14 protein-coding genes and 3 rRNA genes are annotated in these 24,094 nt (G+C 57.0%); 11 read left to right on the forward strand and 6 right to left on the reverse strand.

Annotated elements, in window-relative coordinates:
• Positions 1 to 13 precede the first annotated feature (13 nt).
• Positions 14 to 457 carry a 50S ribosomal protein L9 gene (gene rplI / locus CKV89_RS02230; RefSeq protein ID WP_028327195.1) on the forward strand — a complete coding sequence of 148 codons (444 nt, stop codon included), beginning with the start codon at positions 14 to 16 and terminating at the stop codon, positions 455 to 457.
• Between the two features lie 57 nt (positions 458 to 514).
• On the opposite strand, the gene CKV89_RS02235 is transcribed toward rplI, so the two are convergent.
• Entirely contained in the window at positions 515 to 1,855 is a 1,341-nt protein-coding gene (locus CKV89_RS02235; RefSeq protein ID WP_028327194.1) for an MATE family efflux transporter, read from the reverse strand.
• Positions 1,856 to 2,293: 438 nt separating this feature from the next.
• On the opposite strand from CKV89_RS02235, the gene dnaB reads away from it, so the two are divergent.
• Positions 2,294 to 4,663: a replicative DNA helicase gene (dnaB, locus tag CKV89_RS02240; protein WP_028327193.1), complete on the forward strand. Its 2,370-nt coding sequence runs from the start codon at positions 2,294 to 2,296 to the stop codon at positions 4,661 to 4,663.
• A gap of 16 nt (positions 4,664 to 4,679) precedes the next feature.
• On the opposite strand, the gene CKV89_RS02245 is transcribed toward dnaB, so the two are convergent.
• Entirely contained in the window at positions 4,680 to 5,924 is a 1,245-nt protein-coding gene (locus CKV89_RS02245; protein ID WP_028327192.1) for an NAD(P)/FAD-dependent oxidoreductase, read from the reverse strand.
• A gap of 686 nt (positions 5,925 to 6,610) precedes the next feature.
• Between CKV89_RS02245 and CKV89_RS02250 the strand changes: the two genes are divergently transcribed.
• From CKV89_RS02250 to rrf, 3 genes are all read left to right on the forward strand, one after another.
• Positions 6,611 to 8,131: ribosomal RNA gene (locus tag CKV89_RS02250) — 16S ribosomal RNA — on the forward strand.
• A 334-nt stretch (positions 8,132 to 8,465) separates the two neighbouring features.
• A 23S ribosomal RNA gene (locus tag CKV89_RS02255) occupies positions 8,466 to 11,536 on the forward strand.
• Between the two features lie 97 nt (positions 11,537 to 11,633).
• A 5S ribosomal RNA gene (gene rrf / locus CKV89_RS02260) occupies positions 11,634 to 11,750 on the forward strand.
• The 16S, 23S and 5S rRNA genes sit together here, the layout of an rRNA operon.
• A 123-nt stretch (positions 11,751 to 11,873) precedes the next feature.
• On the opposite strand, the gene CKV89_RS02265 is transcribed toward rrf, so the two are convergent.
• Positions 11,874 to 12,839: an L-lactate dehydrogenase gene (locus tag CKV89_RS02265; RefSeq protein ID WP_034401317.1), complete on the reverse strand. Its 966-nt coding sequence runs from the start codon at positions 12,837 to 12,839 to the stop codon at positions 11,874 to 11,876.
• Positions 12,840 to 13,024: 185 nt separating this feature from the next.
• Between CKV89_RS02265 and CKV89_RS02270 the strand changes: the two genes are divergently transcribed.
• The 4 genes from CKV89_RS02270 (at position 13,025) to CKV89_RS02285 (ending at position 18,509) form a co-directional block, all read left to right on the forward strand.
• Positions 13,025 to 14,533 (forward strand): class I adenylate-forming enzyme family protein, encoded by a 1,509-nt coding sequence (locus tag CKV89_RS02270; RefSeq protein WP_028327434.1) that lies wholly within the window; start codon positions 13,025 to 13,027, stop codon positions 14,531 to 14,533.
• Between the two features lie 31 nt (positions 14,534 to 14,564).
• Entirely contained in the window at positions 14,565 to 15,455 is an 891-nt protein-coding gene (gene nadE, locus CKV89_RS02275) for an ammonia-dependent NAD(+) synthetase (protein ID WP_084441157.1), read from the forward strand.
• Positions 15,452 to 16,300: an aldo/keto reductase gene (locus tag CKV89_RS02280; RefSeq protein ID WP_028327435.1), complete on the forward strand. Its 849-nt coding sequence runs from the start codon at positions 15,452 to 15,454 to the stop codon at positions 16,298 to 16,300. Before nadE ends, CKV89_RS02280 begins: the two co-directional genes overlap by 4 nt.
• Positions 16,301 to 16,499: 199 nt before the next feature.
• Positions 16,500 to 18,509 (forward strand): OPT family oligopeptide transporter, encoded by a 2,010-nt coding sequence (locus tag CKV89_RS02285; RefSeq protein ID WP_051277600.1) that lies wholly within the window; start codon positions 16,500 to 16,502, stop codon positions 18,507 to 18,509.
• 71 nt (positions 18,510 to 18,580) lie between these two features.
• Here the strand turns inward: CKV89_RS02285 and gnd are convergent, their stop codons facing one another.
• Positions 18,581 to 19,462 (reverse strand): phosphogluconate dehydrogenase (NAD(+)-dependent, decarboxylating), encoded by an 882-nt coding sequence (gene gnd, locus CKV89_RS02290; RefSeq protein WP_028327436.1) that lies wholly within the window; start codon positions 19,460 to 19,462, stop codon positions 18,581 to 18,583.
• Between the two features lie 258 nt (positions 19,463 to 19,720).
• On the opposite strand from gnd, the gene CKV89_RS02295 reads away from it, so the two are divergent.
• A complete protein-coding gene (locus tag CKV89_RS02295) occupies positions 19,721 to 20,851 on the forward strand; it encodes an AI-2E family transporter (RefSeq protein WP_028327437.1) in 1,131 nt (376 codons plus the stop codon).
• Here CKV89_RS02295 and CKV89_RS02300 read toward each other — a convergent pair.
• Positions 20,848 to 21,447, reverse strand: a complete 600-nt coding sequence (locus CKV89_RS02300; RefSeq protein WP_197697066.1) for a phosphoribosylanthranilate isomerase — start codon at positions 21,445 to 21,447, stop codon at positions 20,848 to 20,850. The genes CKV89_RS02295 and CKV89_RS02300 overlap by 4 nt on opposite strands.
• On the reverse strand, positions 21,444 to 22,241 hold the full coding sequence (locus CKV89_RS02305) for an HNH endonuclease family protein (protein WP_154657663.1): 798 nt from the start codon (positions 22,239 to 22,241) through the stop codon (positions 21,444 to 21,446). Before CKV89_RS02305 ends, CKV89_RS02300 begins: the two co-directional genes overlap by 4 nt.
• 168 nt (positions 22,242 to 22,409) lie before the next feature.
• Between CKV89_RS02305 and CKV89_RS02310 the strand changes: the two genes are divergently transcribed.
• On the forward strand, positions 22,410 to 24,071 hold the full coding sequence (locus tag CKV89_RS02310) for a dihydroxyacetone kinase family protein (RefSeq protein ID WP_028327439.1): 1,662 nt from the start codon (positions 22,410 to 22,412) through the stop codon (positions 24,069 to 24,071).
• The last annotated feature ends 23 nt before the right edge of the window (positions 24,072 to 24,094 follow it).

Consider the following 24,094-nt stretch of genomic DNA (forward strand, 5'->3'; position numbering starts at 1 on the left):
GGGAGGAATAGCTATGAAGCTCATTTTGACGCACGAGGTTTCTGGTCTCGGCGCTGCTGGTGACATCGTCACTGTCAAGGACGGCTATGGCCGTAACTACCTGCTTCCTCGTGGTCTGGCTACGCCGTGGACCAAGGGTGGAGCTAAAGAAGTTGAGCAGCTTCGCGCTGGCCGTGAGGCTCGTGCGATTAAAGATCTTGACCAGGCGAAGGGTGTGAAGGGGCAGCTTGAGGCAACTCCGCTGAACCTGATTGCGCAGTCGACAAAGTCTGGTCGTCTTTTCGGCTCTATCACGCAGGCTGATGTTGCTGAGGCGGCTAAGGCGCAGCGTGGTATTTCGATTGACAAGCGCAAGGTTGAGTTCGCTACGCCTGTTAAGTCCGTTGGTATGCACACCGCTACGGTGTCGCTGCATCCGGAAGTTAAGGCGACTGTGAAGCTGAACGTCAAGGCTTGATTTATTGCAACGAGGGGCGTGTCTCTGCTGGCAGAGACACGCCCCTCGTTGTGCGGTTTAAGCTCCAGTGATCATCCATGTGTCGGAGTGTGCTCGTACGTGGAGTGCAGCCGCGCGAGCGGCCATAAAAATCGAGTAGATAACCCACAGTGCTGCGAGTGAAACAGGTGGGCCTGCAGCGTGTAGATCATTTCGGAAAGCAACGAGTAGAAAGATCAGGGGGAGGTAGCCAATGAGAAGCAGTATTTGTGTGCGAGCAAGCCATGGTGTGTCGCCTGCTCCGATAAGTATTCCGTCAAGTAAGTAGGCATATGCGGCGATTGGCTGCAGGGCGGCTACAACTAGTAATCCTGCTTGTGCGGCTGTATGAATTTTGTAGTCGGGTGTGAAAAGGGTGGGGATAAATGGTGCGGCGATAAAAGTAAGCACGCTGAAAGTGAGCCCAAGGCGTAGTGCTGCTCGAGTGAGAAGATTAACGGTGTGACGTGCTTTTCGCGTTTTGCTAGCTCCGAGATCTTGGCCGACAAGTGTTTGTCCTGCGATGGCCAAGGAGTCGAGGGCAAACATTAGGAATGTCCATATGGATGTTATGAGTTGGTGAGCGGCTACGGTGGTGTCACCGAGTTGTGCTGCACTCCAGGTGGTTGCGAGGAGAACTCCTCTTAGTGCGAGTGTTCGAACAAGTAGAGGTGTTCCAGCGAGAGCAGCCTTCAATATGCGTCCAGGGTGGGGTTTTAATGAGATTTTTTGGCCGCTGGTTGTTTTGAAAGATGCATAGACGAGTCCGATTGCCATAGCAGTCTGGGATATGACGGTTCCCCAAGCTGCGCCTGCGATGCCCATTTTTAGGCCGTGGACGAAAGTGATGTTGAGGATGATGTTGGCGGTGAAAGCTACGGTTGAAGCCACTAGCGGTGTTTGGGTGTCTTTAAAACCTCGAAGTAGGCCTGTTACTGCCAGTATGACGAGCATGCTAGGTAAGCCCCAGGCGGATATCTGCAGATAGATGCTGCTTTGATCTGTGGCATCGGGAGAGGTGCCGAAAGCGCTGCTGATGGGTGCTGCGAAGATGTTGAGAAGGAGACCTGTAGCTATACCAAGTAACAGTGCGAGCCAGGTGCCGTCGATACCGCTGTGAAGTGCTTGGTTTATTTTCCCAGCTCCGATGTTTCTCGCGACGAGAGAAGTAGTCGCATATGCCAAGAAAACAAAAGTTCCTGCGGCTGTTGATAGGACAACACTGGCAACAGCTAAGCCTGCCAGTGGAGTAGTTCCCAGATGTCCGATGATCGCGGAATCTGCGAGAAGAAAGAGTGGCTCGGCTACGAGGGTGAGAAAGGCTGGGAAAGAGAGTCGCCAAATATCGCGTGTGAGTGCGGCGTCGGAAAGATGTGGCACGGTCCCAGGTTATGTGTGCTTGGGCCGGGCATGTAGGAGCAGCTGGGCGGGTTAGTCGGCGTTGGTAAGGGACAGGTCTTTTGGGTAGGTGACTGTTGATGCCCTGTGGATAAGATGCGATGCTTGTGGGGCTTCAAGGCGGGTATAAGAGAAAGACACGCCAGCATCGAAGTTCAGTCTTAAATTCTTGTATTTATGTTTCCCACAAGCTTTCGGGGACATTTATGCACTTGAATGCGTTGGTACTTCATCTGAGTCAGATGTTTGTCCCATAGAGATCCACACTATGTGCACCGAAAGCTGCCATTACTCCACATGGTATCCACAGTCTTTTCCACAGCTGTGGGTGGTTTGTGATGTTGCGTGCTTGAACGGGTGTGGATTGTGCGCCTAAGTTGACGGGGGTGGTTGTTCCCCGCCGTGGTTTGGAGGGTGGTTGTGTCGTTGTCCAAGGTGGGCGAGTCTGCTTTTGATGCCGCATCGACAGGTGATGCGGATCGTTTGCCTCCCCAAGATGTGCATGCAGAGTCGAGCGTGCTTGGCAGCATGATGCTTAGCAAGGATGCTATTGCTGACTGTATTGAGGTGGTCAGAGGAGCTGACTTCTACCGGCCCAGCCATGAGATTGTTTATGACGCGATCATTGATCTGTATGGTCGAGGAGAACCTGCAGACGCTATTACTGTCGCAGACGAACTTGGGAAACGTAACGACTTGGCGCGTATCGGTGGTCAGTCATATCTACATGAGTTGATTTCGTCTGTCCCTACCGCTGCTAATGCCTCGTACTATGCCGAGATTGTCGCTGAGCGAGCTGTTCTTCGTCGGCTTGTGAATGCCGGGACTAAGATCGTTCAACTTGGTTATGGGCAAGAGGGTGGGGATGTCGAAGAGATCGTCAACGCTGCTCAAGCTGAGGTGTATGCCGTAGCAGATAAGCGTGGCGGTGAAGATTATGTAGTTCTTGGTGATTTGCTCGAGGCCGCAGCGGATGAAATCGATAACAATTCAGGGCGGAGTGGTGAGCTCGTTGGCGTTCCTACGGGCTTCACTGACTTAGATGAATTGACGAACGGTCTGCATCCCGGTCAGATGATCGTTATCGCTGCCCGGCCTGCGATGGGTAAATCTACATTGGCCTTGGATATTGCTCGAGCTGCGGCTATTCATAATGGATTGGCTGCTGTGGTCTTCTCGCTGGAGATGAGTCGCAACGAGATCACAATGCGACTTTTGTCTGCGGAGGCTGGGATTCAGCTTCAGCACATGCGTAAGGGCACGATGCGTGACGAGGATTGGGTAAAACTGACTCGGACGATGGGTGAGGTTTCCGAGGCACCTCTGTTTATTGATGACTCTCCCAACATGTCGTTGATGGAAATTCGTGCAAAGTGCCGACGGTTGAAGCAGAGGCACAACCTCAAGTTGGTGATTATTGACTATTTGCAGTTGATGAGCTCTGGCAAGCGGGTGGAATCGCGTCAGCAGGAGGTGTCGGAGTTTTCGCGTGCATTGAAGTTGTTGGCGAAAGAAATTGAGGTTCCTGTTATTGCGTTGTCGCAGTTGAACCGTGGTCCGGAGCAACGGCAAGACAAGAAGCCTCAGGTAAGTGATCTGCGTGAATCAGGTTGTTTAACTGCTGATACGAGAGTGCTTCGTGCTGATACTGGTGCCGAAGTCACACTGGGGCATTTATTTGCTTCGGGTGCGAAAGATGTGCCGGTATGGGCGTTAGATGACAAGTGTCGTTATGTGGTGCGGCCGATGACACATGTCTTTTCCACGGGAATTAAGCCTGTGTATCGGTTGACGACATCGAGCGGTAAGACGGTTCGTGCTACGGAAAATCATCCGTTTTTGACGTACTCGGGTTGGTCATCGTTGGGGCAGTTGGTGCTGGGTGAGCGGATTGCGGTACCGCGGCATGTTCCTACGCCAGAAGTGGTGGATGTCTCTTGGCAGGACGCTGAGGTAGTTGATCTAGCTGTGGTTGTTTCTGGTCATGTGGATGCTTTGCTACCTGCTGCGGTTTTTTCGTTGCCTAAGCGTCAGATTGCGCTGTTCTGCCGATCCTTTTTTTCTTTTTCGGGCGGAGTCACTTTGTCCGATACGAATCCAGGGGGTGAGATTTTTGCGTTTGCAGATGAGCGTTCGTTGCTGGATTCGGTGTCACGGCTGTTGTTGCGTTTCGGGATCGAGGCTGTGATTTCTGGCGATGAGTCTGGGTGGGTTTTAGACGTGGTGGGTGTGGATTCGCAGCGGCGTTTTTTGCAGGAAATAGGTATTGAGGGTCCGGCAGCTGATGACGCTGGGCGGTTGCTAGAGATTGTGCGTGATGTTTCTGGTGCGAGGGGTCCTGGCCCAGGTCAGTTGCCATTGTGGGGTGAGGTAGCTGAGGTCCTGAAAGGCGAAGATCCTGTTGTTTCGACGAAGGTGGGGGTGAGCGCACCTCTTGGGCGAGTTGTCTCAGTGCTTGATGCGGTCGATATGGATCTTGAGGCAGTGAATGATGTGGCTTGGGAAGTAGTCACGGGCATTGAGCTGTGCGGGGAAGAAGAAGTTTTTGATGCCACGGTAGTGGAGGCCCACAATTTTGTTGCTGACGGGATAGCAGTTCATAACTCGATTGAGCAGGACGCTGACATGGTGATGCTGTTGCATCGGGAGTCCGTGTATGAGCCAGACTCTCCGCGTGAAGGTGAGGCTGACATCATTGTGGCAAAGCATCGTAATGGTCCTACTGCCACGATTACGGTGGCTTTCCAGGGGCATTTCAGCCGCTTTACCAATATGGCAACAAATTTCTGATCGGTTTTTGGTTCCTCTAGTGATGAGGCGAACGACGGGCGTACTGGCGCAGATCGTGGTGTATGTCAGTGAGTTTTTCGGGTGCGATGTGTGTCTGGCGGTCGATTAGACGACGTGCAGTCCGGTTTGTGCGGGGGTCGTTGACGGACAGTGCGCCTGTGAGAATGCCATTGGTTGTGGCGAAGACGGTGAAGGGAGGTTCGCCGAATGTGCCTCGTGTGATGTGCGCGGTGGATGGGTTATGAGGGTGTAGATCTCCTGTGAGCTCTATGTGATAGCCATATCGGTCTGTCCAGAACCAGGGTGTTTGTTCTTGGGGTGGTGGTGTTCCTGTGATGTCAGCTGCTGCTCGTGTGGCGTCGTGTATGGCGCTTTCCCAGTGTTCGTTTGGATGTAGCAGTGTTCCATTGGAGGCGGAGGGACGGGTGCAGTCGCCAATGGCCCAGATATTGGGGCAGCTAGTGCGTTGATTGGGAGTGACGATAATGCCGTTATTGGTGGCTATTCCTGCTTCTTCTGCGAGTGTTGTTTCAGGTGTGAGCCCTGTGCAGGTGATTGCGATGTCGGCGGTGATGGAATAGGTGCTGTTGTCGTTTGCGCGGACGTCAGCGGTGACGTGGGTGTCTGAAGTGGTTAGGCGGGTTACACGCCCGCGGATGAGGTGAGCACCAGCTTGGGCATGTTGTTTATGTAGCCAGGTTGAAATGGTTGCTCCCAGAAGATTTTCGAGAGGGAGCGTGGGGTCTACGAGTGTGATGTGAGTTCCAGTTGCGCTTGCTGTGGAAGCTACCTCAGCGCCGATCAGACCTGCGCCAATAATGAGTATGTGTCTGTCTTTGCCGAGATGTGGTTGCAGCCGCCGGGCGTCTTCGAGTGTGCGGAGAGAGTGGAGAAGAGGTGACTGTGTGTCGAGGTTGTGAAGGGGTCGGGCTCTCCCGCCAGTGGCGAGGACGGTGATGTCGCAAGCGAGGTGTGTTCCGTTTGCGAGCTTGACGTGATTTTTTTCTAGCTTAGTGACGTGAGTTTGGGTGAGTAGGCGGATTTGGTTGGTGGCGAACCATTCTTTTGGTCGCAGCGCTAGCTGCGTTTCGGGAACGTGGCCTAGTAGATATTCCTTTGACAAGGGTGGTCGGTCGTAGAGAAGTTTCTCGGTTTCGATGATGGTGATGGGGCCTGAGTGTTTACGTCTGCGCAGTTCTTCTGCGAGGGTCACTCCCGCGATGCCCCCGCCAATGATGACGACGTTGTTGTCTCTGTTCATGCAGGCATCTTGCTGACTTTTTGTGGTGATGTCAGTAGATAGCGTGGAAGCTGGTGAGACGGGTGTGACTGAAGTAGGGGTGCTGGTGGAAGTGATCGATGGTTATGCAGTGATGATCGCTGTAGGTAGGCAGGGTTCACGAGTTAGCTAGCGAGATCGGTTCAGGGCGTGTGCATCTTGGGATAGAACGATGCACGGTGGGTGTTGGTGTGTTCTGTGCCACCGCGTCGTTAAAAAAGTCGCATCCTGCGATTTGGTGTTCACCGCTAAGTCACTTTAGAGTAGTGATTGTTCGCCCGGCAGGGAGGAACGGACACGGCTTCTTAGCTGTGGCCGGTCTCGTTGGGTGAGGTAACTTCGAGGAAAACGAGGAGTTGCACCGGGCTGAATGGCCTGGTAAGATTGCTTCTCGGCTCAAGCGCTTAAGTAGCGCGGGTCGAGGATAGTCGATCGCCTCTGATGAGGAAATTCTTCTACTAGGGTTTCTTAGTCGTGTGCGTCCGATGCTTGAGAACTCAACAGCGTGCCATGAATAATCGATGCCAATTGTTTGTTGGTTGAAGTCAATTCGGACAATAGTCGCTATAAATAATGTAGTGACATTAATTGTCAGTGTTGTTTCGGCCAGGATTTTCCCGCGTTCGTGGTGACTAGGTTTCTAGTTACGTGTACGTGGGTGTGATTTCTTTTTGGAGAGTTTGATCCTGGCTCAGGACGAACGCTGGCGGCGTGCTTAACACATGCAAGTCGAACGATGAAGCCCAGCTTGCTGGGTGGATTAGTGGCGAACGGGTGAGTAACACGTGAGTAATCTACCCCTCACTTTGGGATAAGCCCCGGAAACGGGGTCTAATACTGAATATGACCTTTCCTCGCATGAGGTTTGGTGGAAAGTTTTTTCGGTGGGGGATGTGCTCGCGGCCTATCAGCTTGTTGGTGAGGTAACGGCTCACCAAGGCGACGACGGGTAGCCGGCCTGAGAGGGTGAACGGCCACACTGGGACTGAGACACGGCCCAGACTCCTACGGGAGGCAGCAGTGGGGAATATTGCACAATGGGCGAAAGCCTGATGCAGCGACGCCGCGTGAGGGATGAAGGCCTTCGGGTTGTAAACCTCTTTCAGCAGGGGAGAAGCGAAAGTGACGGTACCTGCAGAAGAAGCACCGGCTAACTACGTGCCAGCAGCCGCGGTAATACGTAGGGTGCGAGCGTTGTCCGGAATTATTGGGCGTAAAGAGCTTGTAGGCGGTTTGTCGCGTCTGCTGTGAAAATCCAGGGCTTAACCCTGGACGTGCAGTGGGTACGGGCAGGCTAGAGTGTGGTAGGGGAGACTGGAATTCCTGGTGTAGCGGTGAAATGCGCAGATATCAGGAGGAACACCGATGGCGAAGGCAGGTCTCTGGGCCATTACTGACGCTGAGAAGCGAAAGCATGGGTAGCGAACAGGATTAGATACCCTGGTAGTCCATGCCGTAAACGTTGGGCGCTGGGTGTGGGGTCCATTCCACGGATTCTGCGCCGTAGCTAACGCATTAAGCGCCCCGCCTGGGGAGTACGGCCGCAAGGCTAAAACTCAAAGGAATTGACGGGGGCCCGCACAAGCGGCGGAGCATGCGGATTAATTCGATGCAACGCGAAGAACCTTACCAAGGCTTGACATACACCGGAAAAGTGCAGAGATGTACTCCCCTTTTTGGTCGGTGTACAGGTGGTGCATGGTTGTCGTCAGCTCGTGTCGTGAGATGTTGGGTTAAGTCCCGCAACGAGCGCAACCCTCGTCGCATGTTGCCAGCACGTAATGGTGGGGACTCATGTGAGACTGCCGGGGTCAACTCGGAGGAAGGTGGGGATGACGTCAAATCATCATGCCCCTTATGTCTTGGGCTTCACGCATGCTACAATGGCCGGTACAGAGTGCTGCGATACCGTGAGGTGGAGCGAATCACTTAAAGCCGGTCTCAGTTCGGATTGGGGTCTGCAACTCGACCCCATGAAGTCGGAGTCGCTAGTAATCGCAGATCAGCAACGCTGCGGTGAATACGTTCCCGGGCCTTGTACACACCGCCCGTCAAGTCACGAAAGTTGGTAACACCCGAAGCCGGTGGCCTAACCCTTGTGGGGGGAGCCGTCGAAGGTGGGACTGGCGATTGGGACTAAGTCGTAACAAGGTAGCCGTACCGGAAGGTGCGGCTGGATCACCTCCTTTCTAAGGAGCCCCTCTTAATAGAGGCACCCTTTATGTTCGTCGAGTGTGCGAACTGGGGTGTTGCTCATGGGTGGAACATCGATTATGTGGCTTATCTGGTTTCTGGTTTGGAGTACTGCTTCTGTCTCTTTATTGAGACGTATAAGCGTGGAAACAAAAACAGTTTTCGGTTAGGTCACGTTTGGCGCGTTGTTGGGTTTTGAGGTATCGGCCGTATGGCTGGTAACTCTACGAATGTGCCTCTCTCGAAAACGAGTAGGTTTCCTACTTGGATTCGGGTGTGGGCTGGTGTTTTGAGAACTGCACAGTGGACGCGAGCATCTGATTCTTTGTGTGTCAAGTTTTTAAGGGCGCACGGTGGATGCCTTGGTACCAGGAACCGATGAAGGACGTAGTAATCTGCGATAAGCCTCGGGTAGTCGATAAACAGGCTGTGATCCGAGGATTTCCGAATGGGGAAACCCGGCTGGAGTCATGTCCAGTCACCTACACCTGAACACATAGGGTGTGTGGAGGGAACGCGGGGAAGTGAAACATCTCAGTACCTGCAGGAAGAGAAAACAACAGTGATTCCGTGAGTAGTGGCGAGCGAAAGCGGATGAGGCTAAACCGATTGCATGTGATAGCTGTCAGGCGTTGTGTGATCGGGGTTGTGGGATCGTGCGTGCACCACTGACATGGTGCGGCGGAGTGATAAATACGTGTCATAGTCGAAACGTCTTGAATGGCGTGGCGTAGAGGGTGCGACCCCCGTAGACGAAATGGCGTGTACTCCGTGTGCGTTTCCCGAGTAGCACGGGGCCCGTGAAATCCTGTGTGAATCTGTCGGGACCACCCGATAAGCCTAAATATTACCTGGTGACCGATAGCGGACTAGTACCGTGAGGGAAAGGTGAAAAGTACCCCGGGAGGGGAGTGAAATAGTACCTGAAACCGTGTGCCTACAATCCGTTGGAGCCTCTTTGTGGGGTGACAGCGTGCCTTTTGAAGAATGAGCCTGCGAGTTAGTGCTTCGTGGCGAGGTTAACCCGTGTGGGGTAGCCGTAGCGAAAGCGAGTCTGAATAGGGCGTTTGAGTCGCGGGGTCTAGACCCGAAGCGGAGTGATCTACCCATGGCCAGGTTGAAGCGACGGTAAGACGTCGTGGAGGACCGAACCCACTTAGGTTGAAAACTGAGGGGATGAGCTGTGGGTAGGGGTGAAAGGCCAATCAAACTCCGTGATAGCTGGTTCTCCCCGAAATGCATTTAGGTGCAGCGTCACGTGTTTCTTGCCGGAGGTAGAGCTACTGGATAGCTAATGGGCCTTACCAGGTTACTGACGTTAGCCAAACTCCGAATGCCGGTAAGTGAAGCGTGGCAGTGAGACTGCGGGGGATAAGCTTCGTAGTCGAGAGGGAAACAGCCCAGATCATCAGCTAAGGTCCCTAAGCGTGTGCTAAGTGGAAAAGGATGTGGAGTTGCAGTGACAACCAGGAGGTTGGCTTAGAAGCAGCCATCCTTGAAAGAGTGCGTAATAGCTCACTGGTCAAGTGATTCCGCGCCGACAATGTAGCGGGGCTCAAGTACACCACCGAAGCTGTGGCAACGAAAGTTGGGTAGGGGAGCGTCGTGTAGCGTGTGAAGCTGCGGAGTGATCCAGTGGTGGATGCTACACGAGTGAGAATGCAGGCATGAGTAGCGAATGACGGGTGAGAAACCCGTCCGCCGAATAACCAAGGGTTCCAGGGTCAAGCTAATCTGCCCTGGGTAAGTCGGGGCCTAAGGCGAGGCCGACAGGCGTAGTCGATGGATAACGGGTTGATATTCCCGTACCGGCGAAACACCGCCAATACTGAGGCCTTTGATGCTAAGCGTGTGATGCTTGTTTATGGCCCTTCGGGGTTGTTTGCGGGTTGAGTGCGTGATCCGATTTGGTAGTAGGTAAGCGATGGAGTGACGCAGGAAGGTAGCCTCCGCGTGGCGATGGTTGTCCACGTTCAAGCATGTGAGGTGCCGGGTAGGTAAATCCGCCCGGTGTGTCCTGAGGTGTGATGATGACCCCTTTTGGGGGAAGTAGGGTGATCCTATGCTGCCTAGAAAAACTTCTAGCGAGGTGTGAGCCGCCCGTACCCTAAACCGACTCAGGTGGTTTGGTAGAGTATACCGAGGCGATCGAGTGAATCATGGTTAAGGAATTCGGCAAAATGCCCCCGTAACTTTGGGAGAAGGGGGGCCGGAGCCCTGAAGACTTTTCTGTCTAGGGGTGATGGCCGCAGAGACCAGGGAGAAGCGACTGTTTACTAAAAACACAGGTCCGTGCGAACATGTAAGTGGATGTATACGGACTGACGCCTGCCCGGTGCTGGAACGTTAAGGGGACCGGTTAGCCCTTCGGGGTGAAGCTGAGAACTTAAGCGCCAGTAAACGGCGGTGGTAACTATAACCATCCTAAGGTAGCGAAATTCCTTGTCGGGTAAGTTCCGACCTGCACGAATGGCGTAACGACTTCTCTACTGTCTCGACCATGAGCTCGGCGAAATTGCAATACGAGTAAAGATGCTCGTTTCGCGCAGAAGGACGGAAAGACCCCGGGACCTTTACTATAGCTTGGTATTGGTGTTCGGTGCGGCTTGTGTAGGATAGGTGGGAGACTGTGAAGCATGCACGCTAGTGTGTGTGGAGTCGTTGTTGAAATACCACTCTGGTCGTATTGGATGTCTAACTTCGAACCATGATCTGGTTCAGGGACAGTGCCTGGTGGGTAGTTTAACTGGGGCGGTTGCCTCCTAAAAGGTAACGGAGGCGCCCAAAGGTTCCCTCAGCCTGGTTGGTAATCAGGTGTTGAGTGTAAGTGCACAAGGGAGCTTGACTGTGAGACGGACGTGTCGAGCAGGGACGAAAGTCGGGACTAGTGATCCGGCCGTGGTTAGTGGATACGCGGTCGCTCAACGGATAAAAGGTACCCCGGGGATAACAGGCTGATCTTGCCCAAGAGTCCATATCGACGGCATGGTTTGGCACCTCGATGTCGGCTCGTCGCATCCTGGGGCTGGAGTTGGTCCCAAGGGTTGGGCTGTTCGCCCATTAAAGCGGTACGCGAGCTGGGTTTAGAACGTCGTGAGACAGTTCGGTCCCTATCCTCTGCGCGCGTGTGAGATTTGAGAAGGGCTGTCCCTAGTACGAGAGGACCGGGATGGACGAACCTCTGGTGTGTCAGTTGTCCTGCCAAGGGCATGGCTGATTGGCTACGTTCGGGAGCGATAACCGCTGAAAGCATCTAAGCGGGAAGCGTGCTTCAAGATGAGATCTCGATGCCTCCTTGCGAGGTGTGAGGCTCCCACTAGACGAGTGGGTTGATAGGCCAGGTGTGGAAGCGCAGTGATGTGTGGAGCTGACTGGTACTAATTGGCCGATGGCTTGATACACACTTTTAAGAGTTTTGTTCGCGTCGACTGTGCGGTTCTTGGGGCATCAGCCCTACAGGATCATGACAGATATGTTTCTGATTGGTTCTGTTGGTTTTTCGGTGGTTATAGCGTTGGGGAAACGCCCGGTTACATTCCGAACCCGGTAGCTAAGCCCTTCAGCGCCGATGGTACTGCACTGGGGACGGTGTGGGAGAGTAGGTCACCGCCGGAATATACGTGAAAGGAAAGGGCCTGGAACATTGTTCCAGGCCCTTTCCGCATACCCAAAAACACCAGTTAGGGGGTGAGGGGTAAAGCATCAGATGCTTTACCCCTCACCCCCTAACTCTTGTTTTTATTCTGCGCGAGTTGCCTCATCGTAGTGAGTCTTCAAAATACTCACACTCTGTTCGAAAGCAGCGCGCTCTTCCTCATCCAAGTCCAACTCCACAATGTGCTTCACCCCACCACGAGACAAAATGGCAGGCACACCAATAGCCACGCCTTCCTGCCCATACTCACCATCAAGAATCGCACTTACAGGCATCGTCGCTTTTTCATTCTTCAAAATCGCACGCGTCACCCGGGCCAACGACATGCCAATCCCGTAGCTAGTCGAACCCTTCGCATCAATAATTTCGTAAGCGGACTTCCGAGTCCGCTCAAAAATTTCATCCAAGTCCGACTTCAACTGTGGATCATTCTTAAACTGACGACTCAAAGAACGACCTGCAACCGAAGCTGAACTCCACACAGGCAACTCAGAGTCGCCATGCTCACCAATGATCGTCGCATGCACATTCGCGGTCGATACCTCAAAATGACGCCCCAAGTGGAACCGCAAACGAGCAGTATCCAACGTAGTACCCGACCCCAAAACCTGCTCACGAGGCAGGCCACTAAAACGATACGTAGCAAAAGTTAAAATATCGACAGGGTTCGTAGCCACCAAGAAAATACCGTCGAACCCAGAAGCCATTACCTGAGAGACAACACTCGAATAAATCTTTAAATTAGTGTCAATCAAATCAAGACGCGTCTGACCAGGCTTCTGAGCCGCACCAGCACAAATAACCACCATAGCTGCGTCTTTACATGCGCTGTAATCACCAAAAGTCACATGCACCGGCGCCGGCGCCCACGCCTCACCATGGTTCAAATCCAACACATCAGCACGCGACTTAGTCTCATTCAAATCAATCAAAACAAGATCTTCACAGATCCCCTGATTTACCACCGCATACGCATACGCCATTCCCACAGCGCCCGTACCAATAAGCACAACCCGATTCGGCACATACTTCACTGCCAAAACCTCCATAACGAAGACACAAATACGACCACCAGCATCCCCCACCCCCCACCAACAAAGCCACCCAGATCACCATCCCACCCACGCCAAATACGCCACATCCCACCCCAGCGCACCCCGCGCCCCCAACAAAACAACCACATAAAATGCGGCATTCTGGAACCGGAAGCGCCACGCCAATGAAGGGAACACCCATGACGCTCACCGAGATGCTCGCCACCACCATCGCGACACACGGTGACTGCCCCGCCCTCAGCGACAACACCACCACCCTCACCTACACCCAACTAGGCGAACGCGCCGACACCATCGCACAACACCTCATCAACGCCGGCATTAAACCCGACGACCGCATCGCCCTATCAATCCCAAACACCGTCGAATTCGCAGACTGGTACTACGGAACCCTCCGCGCAGGAGCCATCGCGGTCCCACTCAACCCCGCCCTACGCACCACCGAAATCGAAGCACAACTACGCCACGTAACCCCCGCCCTCCTCATCACCCACCCCGACACCCCCAACAGCCACCAAGCCGCCCACAACACACAAATCCCCACCATCACCATCACCCCCGGCCAACCACCCACCACCTACCTCAACACCACCAACCCAACCACCAGTTACCCCCTGCGCAGCACAAACGACCTCGCAGTCCTCCTCTTCACATCCGGCACCACATCCACACCCAAAGCCGCGATGCTCACCCACCACAACCTCGTCACCAACGCCACCATCTGCGCCGACATCATCAAACTCACCCCCAACGACACCATGCTCGGCTCCCTGCCTCTATTCCACGCATTCGGCCAAACCGTCTGCCTCAACGTCGTCCTAGCCACCGGCGCACACACCATCCTCCAACCCCAATTCAACCCCCGCCAAGCCCTCAACCTCATCACCGAACACGCCATCACCTGCATCACCGCAGTCCCATCCATGTACAACGCACTCGCCTTCGTCCACAACCACCCCAACCACACCTACAACCTCACCACCATCAAATGGGGAATCAGCGGCGGCGCACCCCTAGCCCCCGAACTCCACGACCGCCTCACCCACACCCTCGGATTCCCCATCATCGAAGGCTACGGACTCTCAGAAACCTCACCCGTCGTCCTCCTCAACCAAGGCACACACAACCGCCCCGGAAGCGTCGGAACCCCACTACCCGGAATCACCATCAACATCATCGACCCTGAAACCGGCGAAACACTACCCACCGGCCACACCGGCGAACTCACAATCCACGGCCACGCAGTCATGCGCGGCTACTGGAACGACCCACAAGCCACCAACGAAACCCTCCACAACGGCACCCTCCGCACCGGAGACATCGCCCGCATCAACCACGACGGATACGTGGAAATAGTCGACCGCCGCAAAGACCTCATCATCGTCGGTGGCGAAAACGTCTACCCCCGCGAAATCGAAGACACCCTCTACACCCACCCCGCTGTCGCCGAATGCGCCGTCCTAGGCATCCCCGACCCCACACGCGGCGAAGCCATCATCGCCGCCGTCACCACCCACGACAACACCACCACCAACGAACAAGAACTCCGCGACCACGTACGCAAACACCTAGCCGCCTTCAAAGTGCCCCGCCACATCTGGTTCACCACAGAAATCCCCAAAGGAAGCACCGGAAAAATCCTCAAACGCGCCATCACCATCCCCAAAGAAATCCACCCCAACAACTAACCCCCCACGCCACCAACCAGAAATAAAAAACATGAACAACAAAGAACTCCAACAACACATCATCAACGAACTCCACGTAACCAACCCAGCAACATTCGACCCCGCCGAACAAGCCGAAAAACGCATCACATTCCTCACCGACTACCTCAAACACACCCAAGCACGCGGATACGTCCTAGGCATCAGCGGCGGAATCGACTCCACCCTCGCCGGACGCCTATGCCAACTCGCCGTCGAACGCACCCGCAACACCGGCACAAACGCCACCTTCATCGCCATGCGACTGCCCTACAACACCCAAGCCGACGAACCAGACGCCCAAGACGCCCTCACCTTCATCAACCCCGACCAAACCCTCACCGTCGACATCGCCCCCGCCACCGACGCCATGTGGAACACCTGCACCCAGGCAGGAATGACCCAACCCACCAACCCCCACTTCATCCGCGGCAACATCAAAGCCCGCCAACGCATGATCGCCCAATACACCATCGCCGCAGCCCGCAACATGCTCGTCATCGGCACCGACCACGCCGCCGAAGCACTCGTCGGCTTCTACACCAAACACGGCGATGGAGCCTGCGACCTCACCCCCCTCGCCGGCCTACCCAAACGTCGCGTCCGACAAATCGCCCACCACCTCGGCGCACCCGAACACATCATCAACAAAACCCCCACCGCCGACCTCGAAACAGACAAACCCCTCCACCCAGACGAAACCGCACTCGGCGTCACCTACGACCAAATCGACGACTACCTCGAAGGCCACACCATCACCCCTCACGCCGAAACTACCATCACCAACTGGTACACACGCACCGCACACAAACGCGCCCTGCCCGCCACCCCCACCAAAAACCACCCCACCACGCCCCAACCCTCCCCCCAAAAACCCGCCACCGGGAGTAGACAAGAACCATGACAAACCCCACCCCCACCAAAAACCTCCGAGCCGGCAACACCACCATCCCCATGCCTCAACTCGGCTACGGCACCTGGGAAGTCCCCAGCCAAGACGCAACAGACTGCGTCCTGCACGCTCTCAACACCGGCTACCGCAGCATCGACACCGCCGCCATCTACGGCAACGAAGAAGCAGTCGGGCGCGCACTACGCCAAACCCCCATACCCCGCGACCAAATCTTCCTCACCACCAAAGTCTGGAACGACGCCCAAGGCACCCACACCACCAAAAAAGCCCTCGAAGAATCCCTCCGCAAACTCGACACCGACTACGTCGACCTCTACCTCATCCACTGGCCCACCCCCGCCAAAGACGCCTACGTCGACACCTGGAAAACCCTCATCGAACTACGCGACAGCGGAAAAACCCGCGCCATTGGCGTATGCAACTTCAAAGAACACCACCTCCAACGCCTCGCCGACGAAACCGGAGAACTACCCGCCATCAACCAAATCGAACTCCACCCCTACCTCACCCAAAACCCCATGCGCGCCTACCACGACGCCCACGACATCATCACCGAAGACTGGTCACCCTTAGGCGCACGCCTCAATATCATCGACGACCCCACCATCACCTCCATCGCCCAAGCACACAACGTCACACCCGGCCAAATCATCCTGCGCTGGCACCTACAAATCGGATCCATCGTCATCCCCCGATCCGTCAAAACCACCCGCATCGAAACCAACTACGACCTCTTCAGCTTCGAACTCAACAACGAACAAATGAACGCCATCAACGCCCTCGACCAAGGAAAACGCTCCGGCCCCGACCCCGACGACATGAACATCGGCGCCTAAAAACCACCCCAACCAGGCGGGCCGCCCCACCCACCCCACAACCGCGGCCCGCCTGACCCATGCCCCCAAACACCAACCCACCACCCCAGCACAAGTACAGTGAACTCCCGAATCGCAGACCCAAAAGACAACCCGTCACAAACCAGGACAGCGATACGTACCAAGCACCAACAGGCCACACACCAGGAAGGCCACCCACGTGACCACCCACACACCAACAACAGGCCCCACAGCCAAAGAACTCACCCTCCGCGGCATCATCATCGGCGGCATCATCACCCTCGTTTTCACCGCCGCCAACGTCTACCTCGGACTCAAAGTCGGCCTCACCTTCGCCACCTCAATCCCCGCCGCAGTCATCTCCATGGCGATCCTGCGCTACTTCGCTGACCACACAGTCACCGAAAACAACATTGTCCAAACCATCGCCTCCGCCGCAGGCACCCTCTCAGCCATCATCTTCGTCCTGCCCGGCCTCGTCATGCTCGGCTACTGGTCCGGCTTCCCCTACTGGACAACCGCCGCAGTCTGCTTCTTCGGCGGAGTACTCGGCGTCATGTACTCCATCCCCCTACGCCGCGCCCTCGTCACAGGCTCCGATCTTCCCTACCCCGAAGGCGTCGCAGCAGCAGAAGTACTCCGCGTCGGCGACACCGCCTCCGGAGCCCAAGAAAACCAACGCGGACTCACCGTCATCAGCGCCGGCGCACTGTCCGCCATGGGCTACATCCTCCTCGGCAAACTCCGTCTCGTCTCCGAATCCATCTCCCGCAGCATCCGTATCGGATCAGGCGGCACCATCATCGGTAGCAGCCTCTCCCTGGCCCTCATCGGCGTCGGCCACCTCGTCGGCATCACCGTCGGCATCGCCATGATCATCGGGCTCATCACCTCCCACGGCATCCTCCTACCAATCCTTAGCCCCGAAGCCATCGCCAACGCAGGCAACGAACCCCTCGCCGACACCCTCCAACACGTCTTCAAAAACGACGTCCGTATGATCGGCGCCGGAGCCATGGCCGTCGCCGCCCTATGGACCCTCCTCAAAATCATCGGCCCCATCATCAAAGGAATTACCGGAGCCCTCGCCGCCAGCAACGCCCGCGCACTCGGCGAAGAACTACCCCTGACCGAACGCGACATCCCCATCAAACTCGTCGCCACCGTCACCCTGGCCTCCATGCTCCCCATCGGTGCGCTCCTGTGGCTCTTCACCCGCGGCACCCCCCTCCAAGACAACGCAACCGGCCTGATCATCACCTCCATCCTCTTCGTCCTCATCATCGGACTCTTCGTCGCCTCCGTCTGCGGCTACATGGCCGGCCTCATCGGCGCATCCAACTCACCCATCTCCGGCGTAGGCATCATCGTCGCCATCGCCATCGCCCTACTCATCAAAACCGTTCACGGCGCAGGCACCGGAGACACCACCGCAGCACTCGTCGGCTACACCCTCTTCACAACCGCCATCGTCTTCGGTGTCGCTACCATCTCTAACGACAACCTCCAAGACCTCAAAACAGGACAACTCGTCGGCGCCACCCCCTGGAAACAACAAGTCGCCCTCATCATCGGCGTCGCCTTCGGCTCCCTGGTCATCCCACCCATCCTCCAAATCATGAACACCAGCTTCGGATTCGTAGGAGCCCCCGGAGCTGGACCAGACGCCCTAGCCGCCCCCCAAGCCTCCCTCATCTCCACCCTCGCCAAAGGCGTCCTCGGTGGAGACCTCAACTGGGGACACATCGGACTGGGAGCCGCGCTAGGCGTCGCAGTCGTCATCATCGACGAAACACTCCGCGCCACCAGCAAAAACCGACTCTCCCTACCACCACTAGCCACCGGCATGGGCATGTACCTTCCCATCAGCCTCACCCTCATGATCCCCATCGGCGCATTCCTAGGAATGCTCTACGACCGCTGGGCCGAACGCCGAGGAAACCCCGAAAGCGCCAAACGGCTCGGCGTCCTCATGGCAACCGGCCTCATCGTCGGAGAATCCCTCTTCGGAGTTCTCTTCGCCGGAATCGTCGCCACCACCAACAACGAAGATGCGCTAGCCATCCTGCCCAAGAGCTTCGAACCCATCGCAGACATCATCGGCATCGCACTCTTCGCCATCATCATCGTCGCCGCCTACACCTGGATTCGCTCCGTAGCACTCAAAAACGACGTCCCCGCCCCCACCACAAACAACAACCCCACATAACCAACCCCACCCAAAACACACCAGCGGCCCGCCACAACAACGTGGCGGGCCGCTGGCACATCACCCCAAACTCAGCCGTCAGCCTCCTCCTTCGTGGCATGCCCACCAAACTGTTTACGCATCGCCGCAACCATCTTCATTGCCGGACTGTCTTTCTGCTGCGACACAAACCGCGCAAACAACGCCGCCGAAATAGTCGGAACCGGAACACCCAAATCAACCGCAGCATTCACTGTCCAACGACCCTCACCCGAATCCGCCGCATACCCCTCAATCTTGTCCAAATGCGGATCCGCATCCATAGCGTTATCCATCAAATCAAGCAACCACGAACGAATAACCGTTCCCTCACGCCAACTCTTGAAAACCTCAGGAACATTCACCACCTGCGGAGCCTTCTCCAACAACTCCCAACCCTCGGCATACGCCTGCATCAACCCATACTCAATGCCGTTATGCACCATCTTCGCGAAATGCCCAGCACCATGCCCACCAGCATGCACAAACCCAAACTCCCCCTGCGGGCGCAACGCATCAAAAATCGGCTGAGCCAACGCCACCGCCTCATCCGGCCCACCCACCATCAACGCATAACCATTCTGCAAACCCCACACACCACCCGAAACACCACAATCCACAAAATGCGCACCCTTCTGCGCCAACAACGCTGCATGCGCCTCATCGTTGTACCAAGGTGAATTACCCCCATCAATCACCAGATCACCCTCGGACAAAAAGCCCGCAACCTCCTCAATAACCTGACCCGTCACAGCATCAGGAACCATCACCCACACCACACGAGGAGACGGAAGCGCAGCAATCATCTCCTCCACCGACGACACATCAGCGATCTGCGGATTCGTGTCAAAGCCGACCACCTCATGACCAGCACGGCGAAGACGCTCCCGCATATTGCCGCCCATTTTTCCCAACCCGATCAAACCCAGCTTCATCGCAATCTCCTGTCCGCCGGGCCAAGCACACGAACCACAACCCGCGACACCGCAGTGAACGAGCCCGACCCGTACAACCCAACCAACCGGCATTGTCGGCAAAATCACATGTGGCAGCGTGCGCCACATCCTCCTTAAATGATAAAGGGGCCTTGTCAAAGACAGCTCATCCGGACGTTCATAACCGCACCCGACACCACACCGAAACACCCCGCGCCGTAACCCAACAGCACCCCAAACAGCGCCAATACTGGAACTGTGCTCCCCGCAACACCCGCCCCCCGCCACCGAAGCCAACTACTACGCACCGAAGCCGTCCTCGCAGCCCGCTTCCTCCTCATCACCGCAGCGCTCTTACTCATCATCTGGATCGCCGTCAACATTTACATCGTCACCATCTCCGCATTCCTCGCCTTCGTCCTCGCCTCCCTCCTATGGCCCATCACTAAACCCCTCAGCCGCTACCTCACCCGCCCCATCGCCGCCATCATCGTCGTGCTCACCACAGGGCTGCTCGTCGCCGGTCTCCTCTGGGCCACCATCATCCAACTCATCAACTCCGCCCCCACCATCTCCACCGCCGCAGTCGGCAGCGTCGAAGCCACCAACAAATGGCTCATCAAACAAGGCTGGGTCCTACCCCAAAACACAGTCGACAACCTCCAAAACCAAGTTGCCTCCCGCGCAGACCAACTCATCACCAGCATCAGCGGAGCAGCAATCACCAGCTTCAACATCGCCACCGCCACCGCATCCATCACCGCCCTCGCCCTAGCTGCCACCGTCTTCACCCTCATCGGCGCCGAACAACTCAGCAACGCCCTCACCCACATCGCCCCACCTCGATACCGCACCGCCACCCGCACCGCCCTACGCGAGGCCACCACAACCGCACGCTGGTGGGCATTCGCCTCCACCATGACCGGACTCGTCAACGGCAGCCTCATCGGCATCGGCCTCCAATGGCTCGGCGTCCCCCTAGCCATACCACTAGGCCTTATCACCCTCATGCTCGGCTACGTCCCCATGATCGGATCCACCATCGCCGGTACCATCTGCGTAGCCATCGCCCTCTTCTTCGGCGGCATCAACCTCGGACTCGAAGCACTCATCCTCGTCGTCATCGTCATCGCCACCGAAAGCAACCTCCTCTCACCCCTACTCATGTCACGCGCTGTCCGATTCCCACCTGTGATCACCCTCCTGCTCTCCACCACCGGCGCAGTCGCCCTCGGAATGATCGGACTCTTCCTAGCCATCCCTGTCATCGGCATCGCCGTCTCCGCCTACAAAGGATTCAACCGCACCGTCCACGACGCAGGCGACACCATGCCCATCGCCATCCCCGCCATCGAAACCCACCCCCCAACCACAACACACCACCCCTAAACCGAACGCGCCGCCTCAACAAGCGCAAACACCTTCTCCGGATCCTTCACCCCCGGGCGCACCTCCACACCACTGGCCACATCCACCCCCCACGGCGAAACCACCCGCACCGCCTCAGCCACATTCCCCGGATGCAACCCACCTGCCAACACCCACTTCCCCACCGGAGGACACTTCCTCACCACCGACCAATCCCACACCCGACCAGCCCCCGGACGCGGCGCATCCAACAACAACAACTCCACCCCCCACACAGACGCATCCAATACCCCCGCCTGCACAAAAGACGTCGCCCGCCACACCCGCGGAAAAACCTCCCCCGCCCTGACAAAATCCTCAACCCCATACCCACTCCCATGCAGCTGCAAAACCGAAAACCCCAACTTTCCAGCCACCCCAGCAGCCACATCCGCAGGTAAATCATTCGTCACGAACACCGTCGAAACACACCCACCCACCGCCTCCACCACCTGCCCAGCAACCTCCAGACCCACCCCACGCGCACTCGTGTTACTCATCACCACACCCACCGCATCAGCACCAGCCTGCACCGCAACACGCGCATCCGAAACCGACGTAATCCCACAAATCTTCACGAACACGACTGCAACGCCTTCTCCAACGCAGGCTTATCCGCCCGATCAAGCTTCAAACCGTACGCCTTAGTCACCTTGATGAACTTCACCGCATAAGCACAATGAAACCCCTTATTCGGCGGCATCCAATCACCCGGCGTCTTATCACCCTTCGATCCATTCGCCGGACCATCAGCCGCCAACAAGTTCAACACCGGATCATTCGCGAACTTCGCCCGCTTGGCCGCAGACCACGACGACGCCCCCAAGTCATAACTGGCAGACAGCGGAAAAACATGGTCGATCTGTACCGCCGAAGCCTTCTGCTTAGAAAACCGAATCGTCTTACCCGTATACGGATCATCCAAAACCCCCGTCAACACGGTGCACCCCCGCGCATCCTCCTTAAACGTCACATCACGCAACTGCTGCGCCAACACGTCGTTACGCGTATCACAACTGTTATGCCCCAACTCAGCATCCGTGTTATCACTCCACGCAGGCCCAAACGCCTCCCGTGAATACCCCGCCACCCGCCGCCGCGTCACCACAGGCAACTGCTCCAACGCACCCTTAGCCTCCGCCACCTCCGCAGCGGAGACCTTAGCCTGCACACCCCCCGACGAACCCACCCCACCCGGAAGCCAATCCTCAACCCCTGGCACCACCACAACCGCCACCCGCCGAAACGCAGCAAACGCCGCAGCCACCCGCGGATTATGCGAAAACAACGACAACCCAATGCCAACCACCACAACCGCCACCACAATGACACCCCACGCCCGCTTACCCACCAAACGCTGCACATACGTCACTTCAGGACACCGGCCCCATCACAAAACCAACACCAAACATGGCCGTGATCTTTTCACCTTCCCGCCATGTGGGCCCTCCAACGTGGGAGGCAAACCCTAACCACCACAACGCCTCCCACACGCGCACACCCCCAACACAACAGCCAACGAATGTGCTTGCCTGTGCAAATGACTTCTCTAATCAACAACCCCGCAGACGTGGTTCCCGAACTGTTGGAAGGAGTCGCGCTCACCCAGCCAGGACTAGCCCTGCTCAAAGACCGCACCATCGCCGTACACGCCGCCACCGCCCACGCCATCACCCAAGGACGCCGCGACCAAGTACCTGTCGCCATCATCTCCGGCGGCGGCGCCGGCCACGAACCCGCCCACGCCGGATATGTCGCCGACGGAATGCTCACCGCCGCCATCGCCGGAGGAATCTTCGCATCCCCCAGCGTTGACGCCATCCTCGATGGCATCCGCGCCGTCACCGGCGAGGCAGGCGCACTTCTTGTCGTCAAGAACTACACCGGCGACCGCCTCAACTTCGGAATGGCCGCCGAAGTCGCCCGAAGCGAAGGCCTCAAAATCGAAATCGTCACCGTCGCCGACGACGTCGCCCTGGCCACCTCCACAGATAACGCAGGCCGCCGCGGCCTGGCCGGAACCGTACTCGTCCACAAAATCGCAGGAGCCCTCGCCGCCACAGGCGCACCCCTCAACGAGGTTGCCGCCGCCGCACGACGCGTCGCCGAATCTGTAGGAACCATGGGCGTCGCCCTCACCGGCGCCACCGTCCCCGGCGCCACCGACGCCGGATTCGATCTACCCACCGGCGAAGTTGAACTCGGACTAGGAATCCACGGAGAACCCGGCGTCAGTCGCGAAAAACTCGCTAGCGCTGACGAACTCGTCAATACCCTCGTTACACGCATCGCCACTGACCGCGGCTACGCCCCCGGACAAAAAGTCGTAGCCCTCATCGGCTCAGCAGGCGCCACATCCGCCCTCGAACTCGACATCGCCACCCGCGCCGCAGCCAAAGCCATCAACAACCTCGACCTCGACCTCACCCGCATCTGGGCCGGACCCGTCATGACAAGCATCGACATGATCGGCATTTCCGTCACCCTCCTAGCCATCGACGAAGAACTCCTCACCCACCTCGACGCCCCCACAACCTCCATCGCTTGGCCAGGAGCCGGAGCCCACAACGCCCGCATCACCTGGATCGAAGCACCCGAAGACCCCACCAGCGACCGCTGCGAAAACAGCACCGACGAACGAATCCGCACCGCCATCGACGCCGCCTGCGCAATGCTCCTGGACAACCGCGAAAAACTCGACCACGCCGACCGCAACGTAGGAGACGGCGACCTCGGCTCCACCCTCGCCCGCGGAGCCGCAGCCTGGCAGAAAAACCCAGGAAAAGGCACCGGCGCAGACCAACTCCGCCGCCTCTCCCACATAGCCCGACGTGACGTCGGCGGAACCTCCGGACCGCTCTACGCCATCATGTTCCTACGCGCAGCCGAAGCCCTCGACCAAGGAACCCCCTGGCCTGAAGCGTTCTCCGCAGGAGTGCGCGCCATGTGCGAACTGGGAGGAGCCAAAATCGGCGACGGAACCATGGTGGACGCCCTCCTACCCGCAGCCACCGCTGCATGCGAAAAACGCACCTGGAACGACGTCGTCACCGCCGCTGAAGAAGGCGCTGCCTCCACAGAAGAAGGCATTTCCCGCAAAGGCCGGGCCAGCTACGTCGGTGAACGAGGACGCGGCTACACCGACCCCGGCGCTGTTGCCGTTGCCATGTGGCTCGCCTCGCTACGCGGCAGCCTCTCCTAACAAACAGGTCCGCGTGGCAAGAC

This window comes from Dermatophilus congolensis (assembly GCF_900187045.1).
In the GTDB taxonomy this organism is placed as follows: domain Bacteria; phylum Actinomycetota; class Actinomycetes; order Actinomycetales; family Dermatophilaceae; genus Dermatophilus; species Dermatophilus congolensis.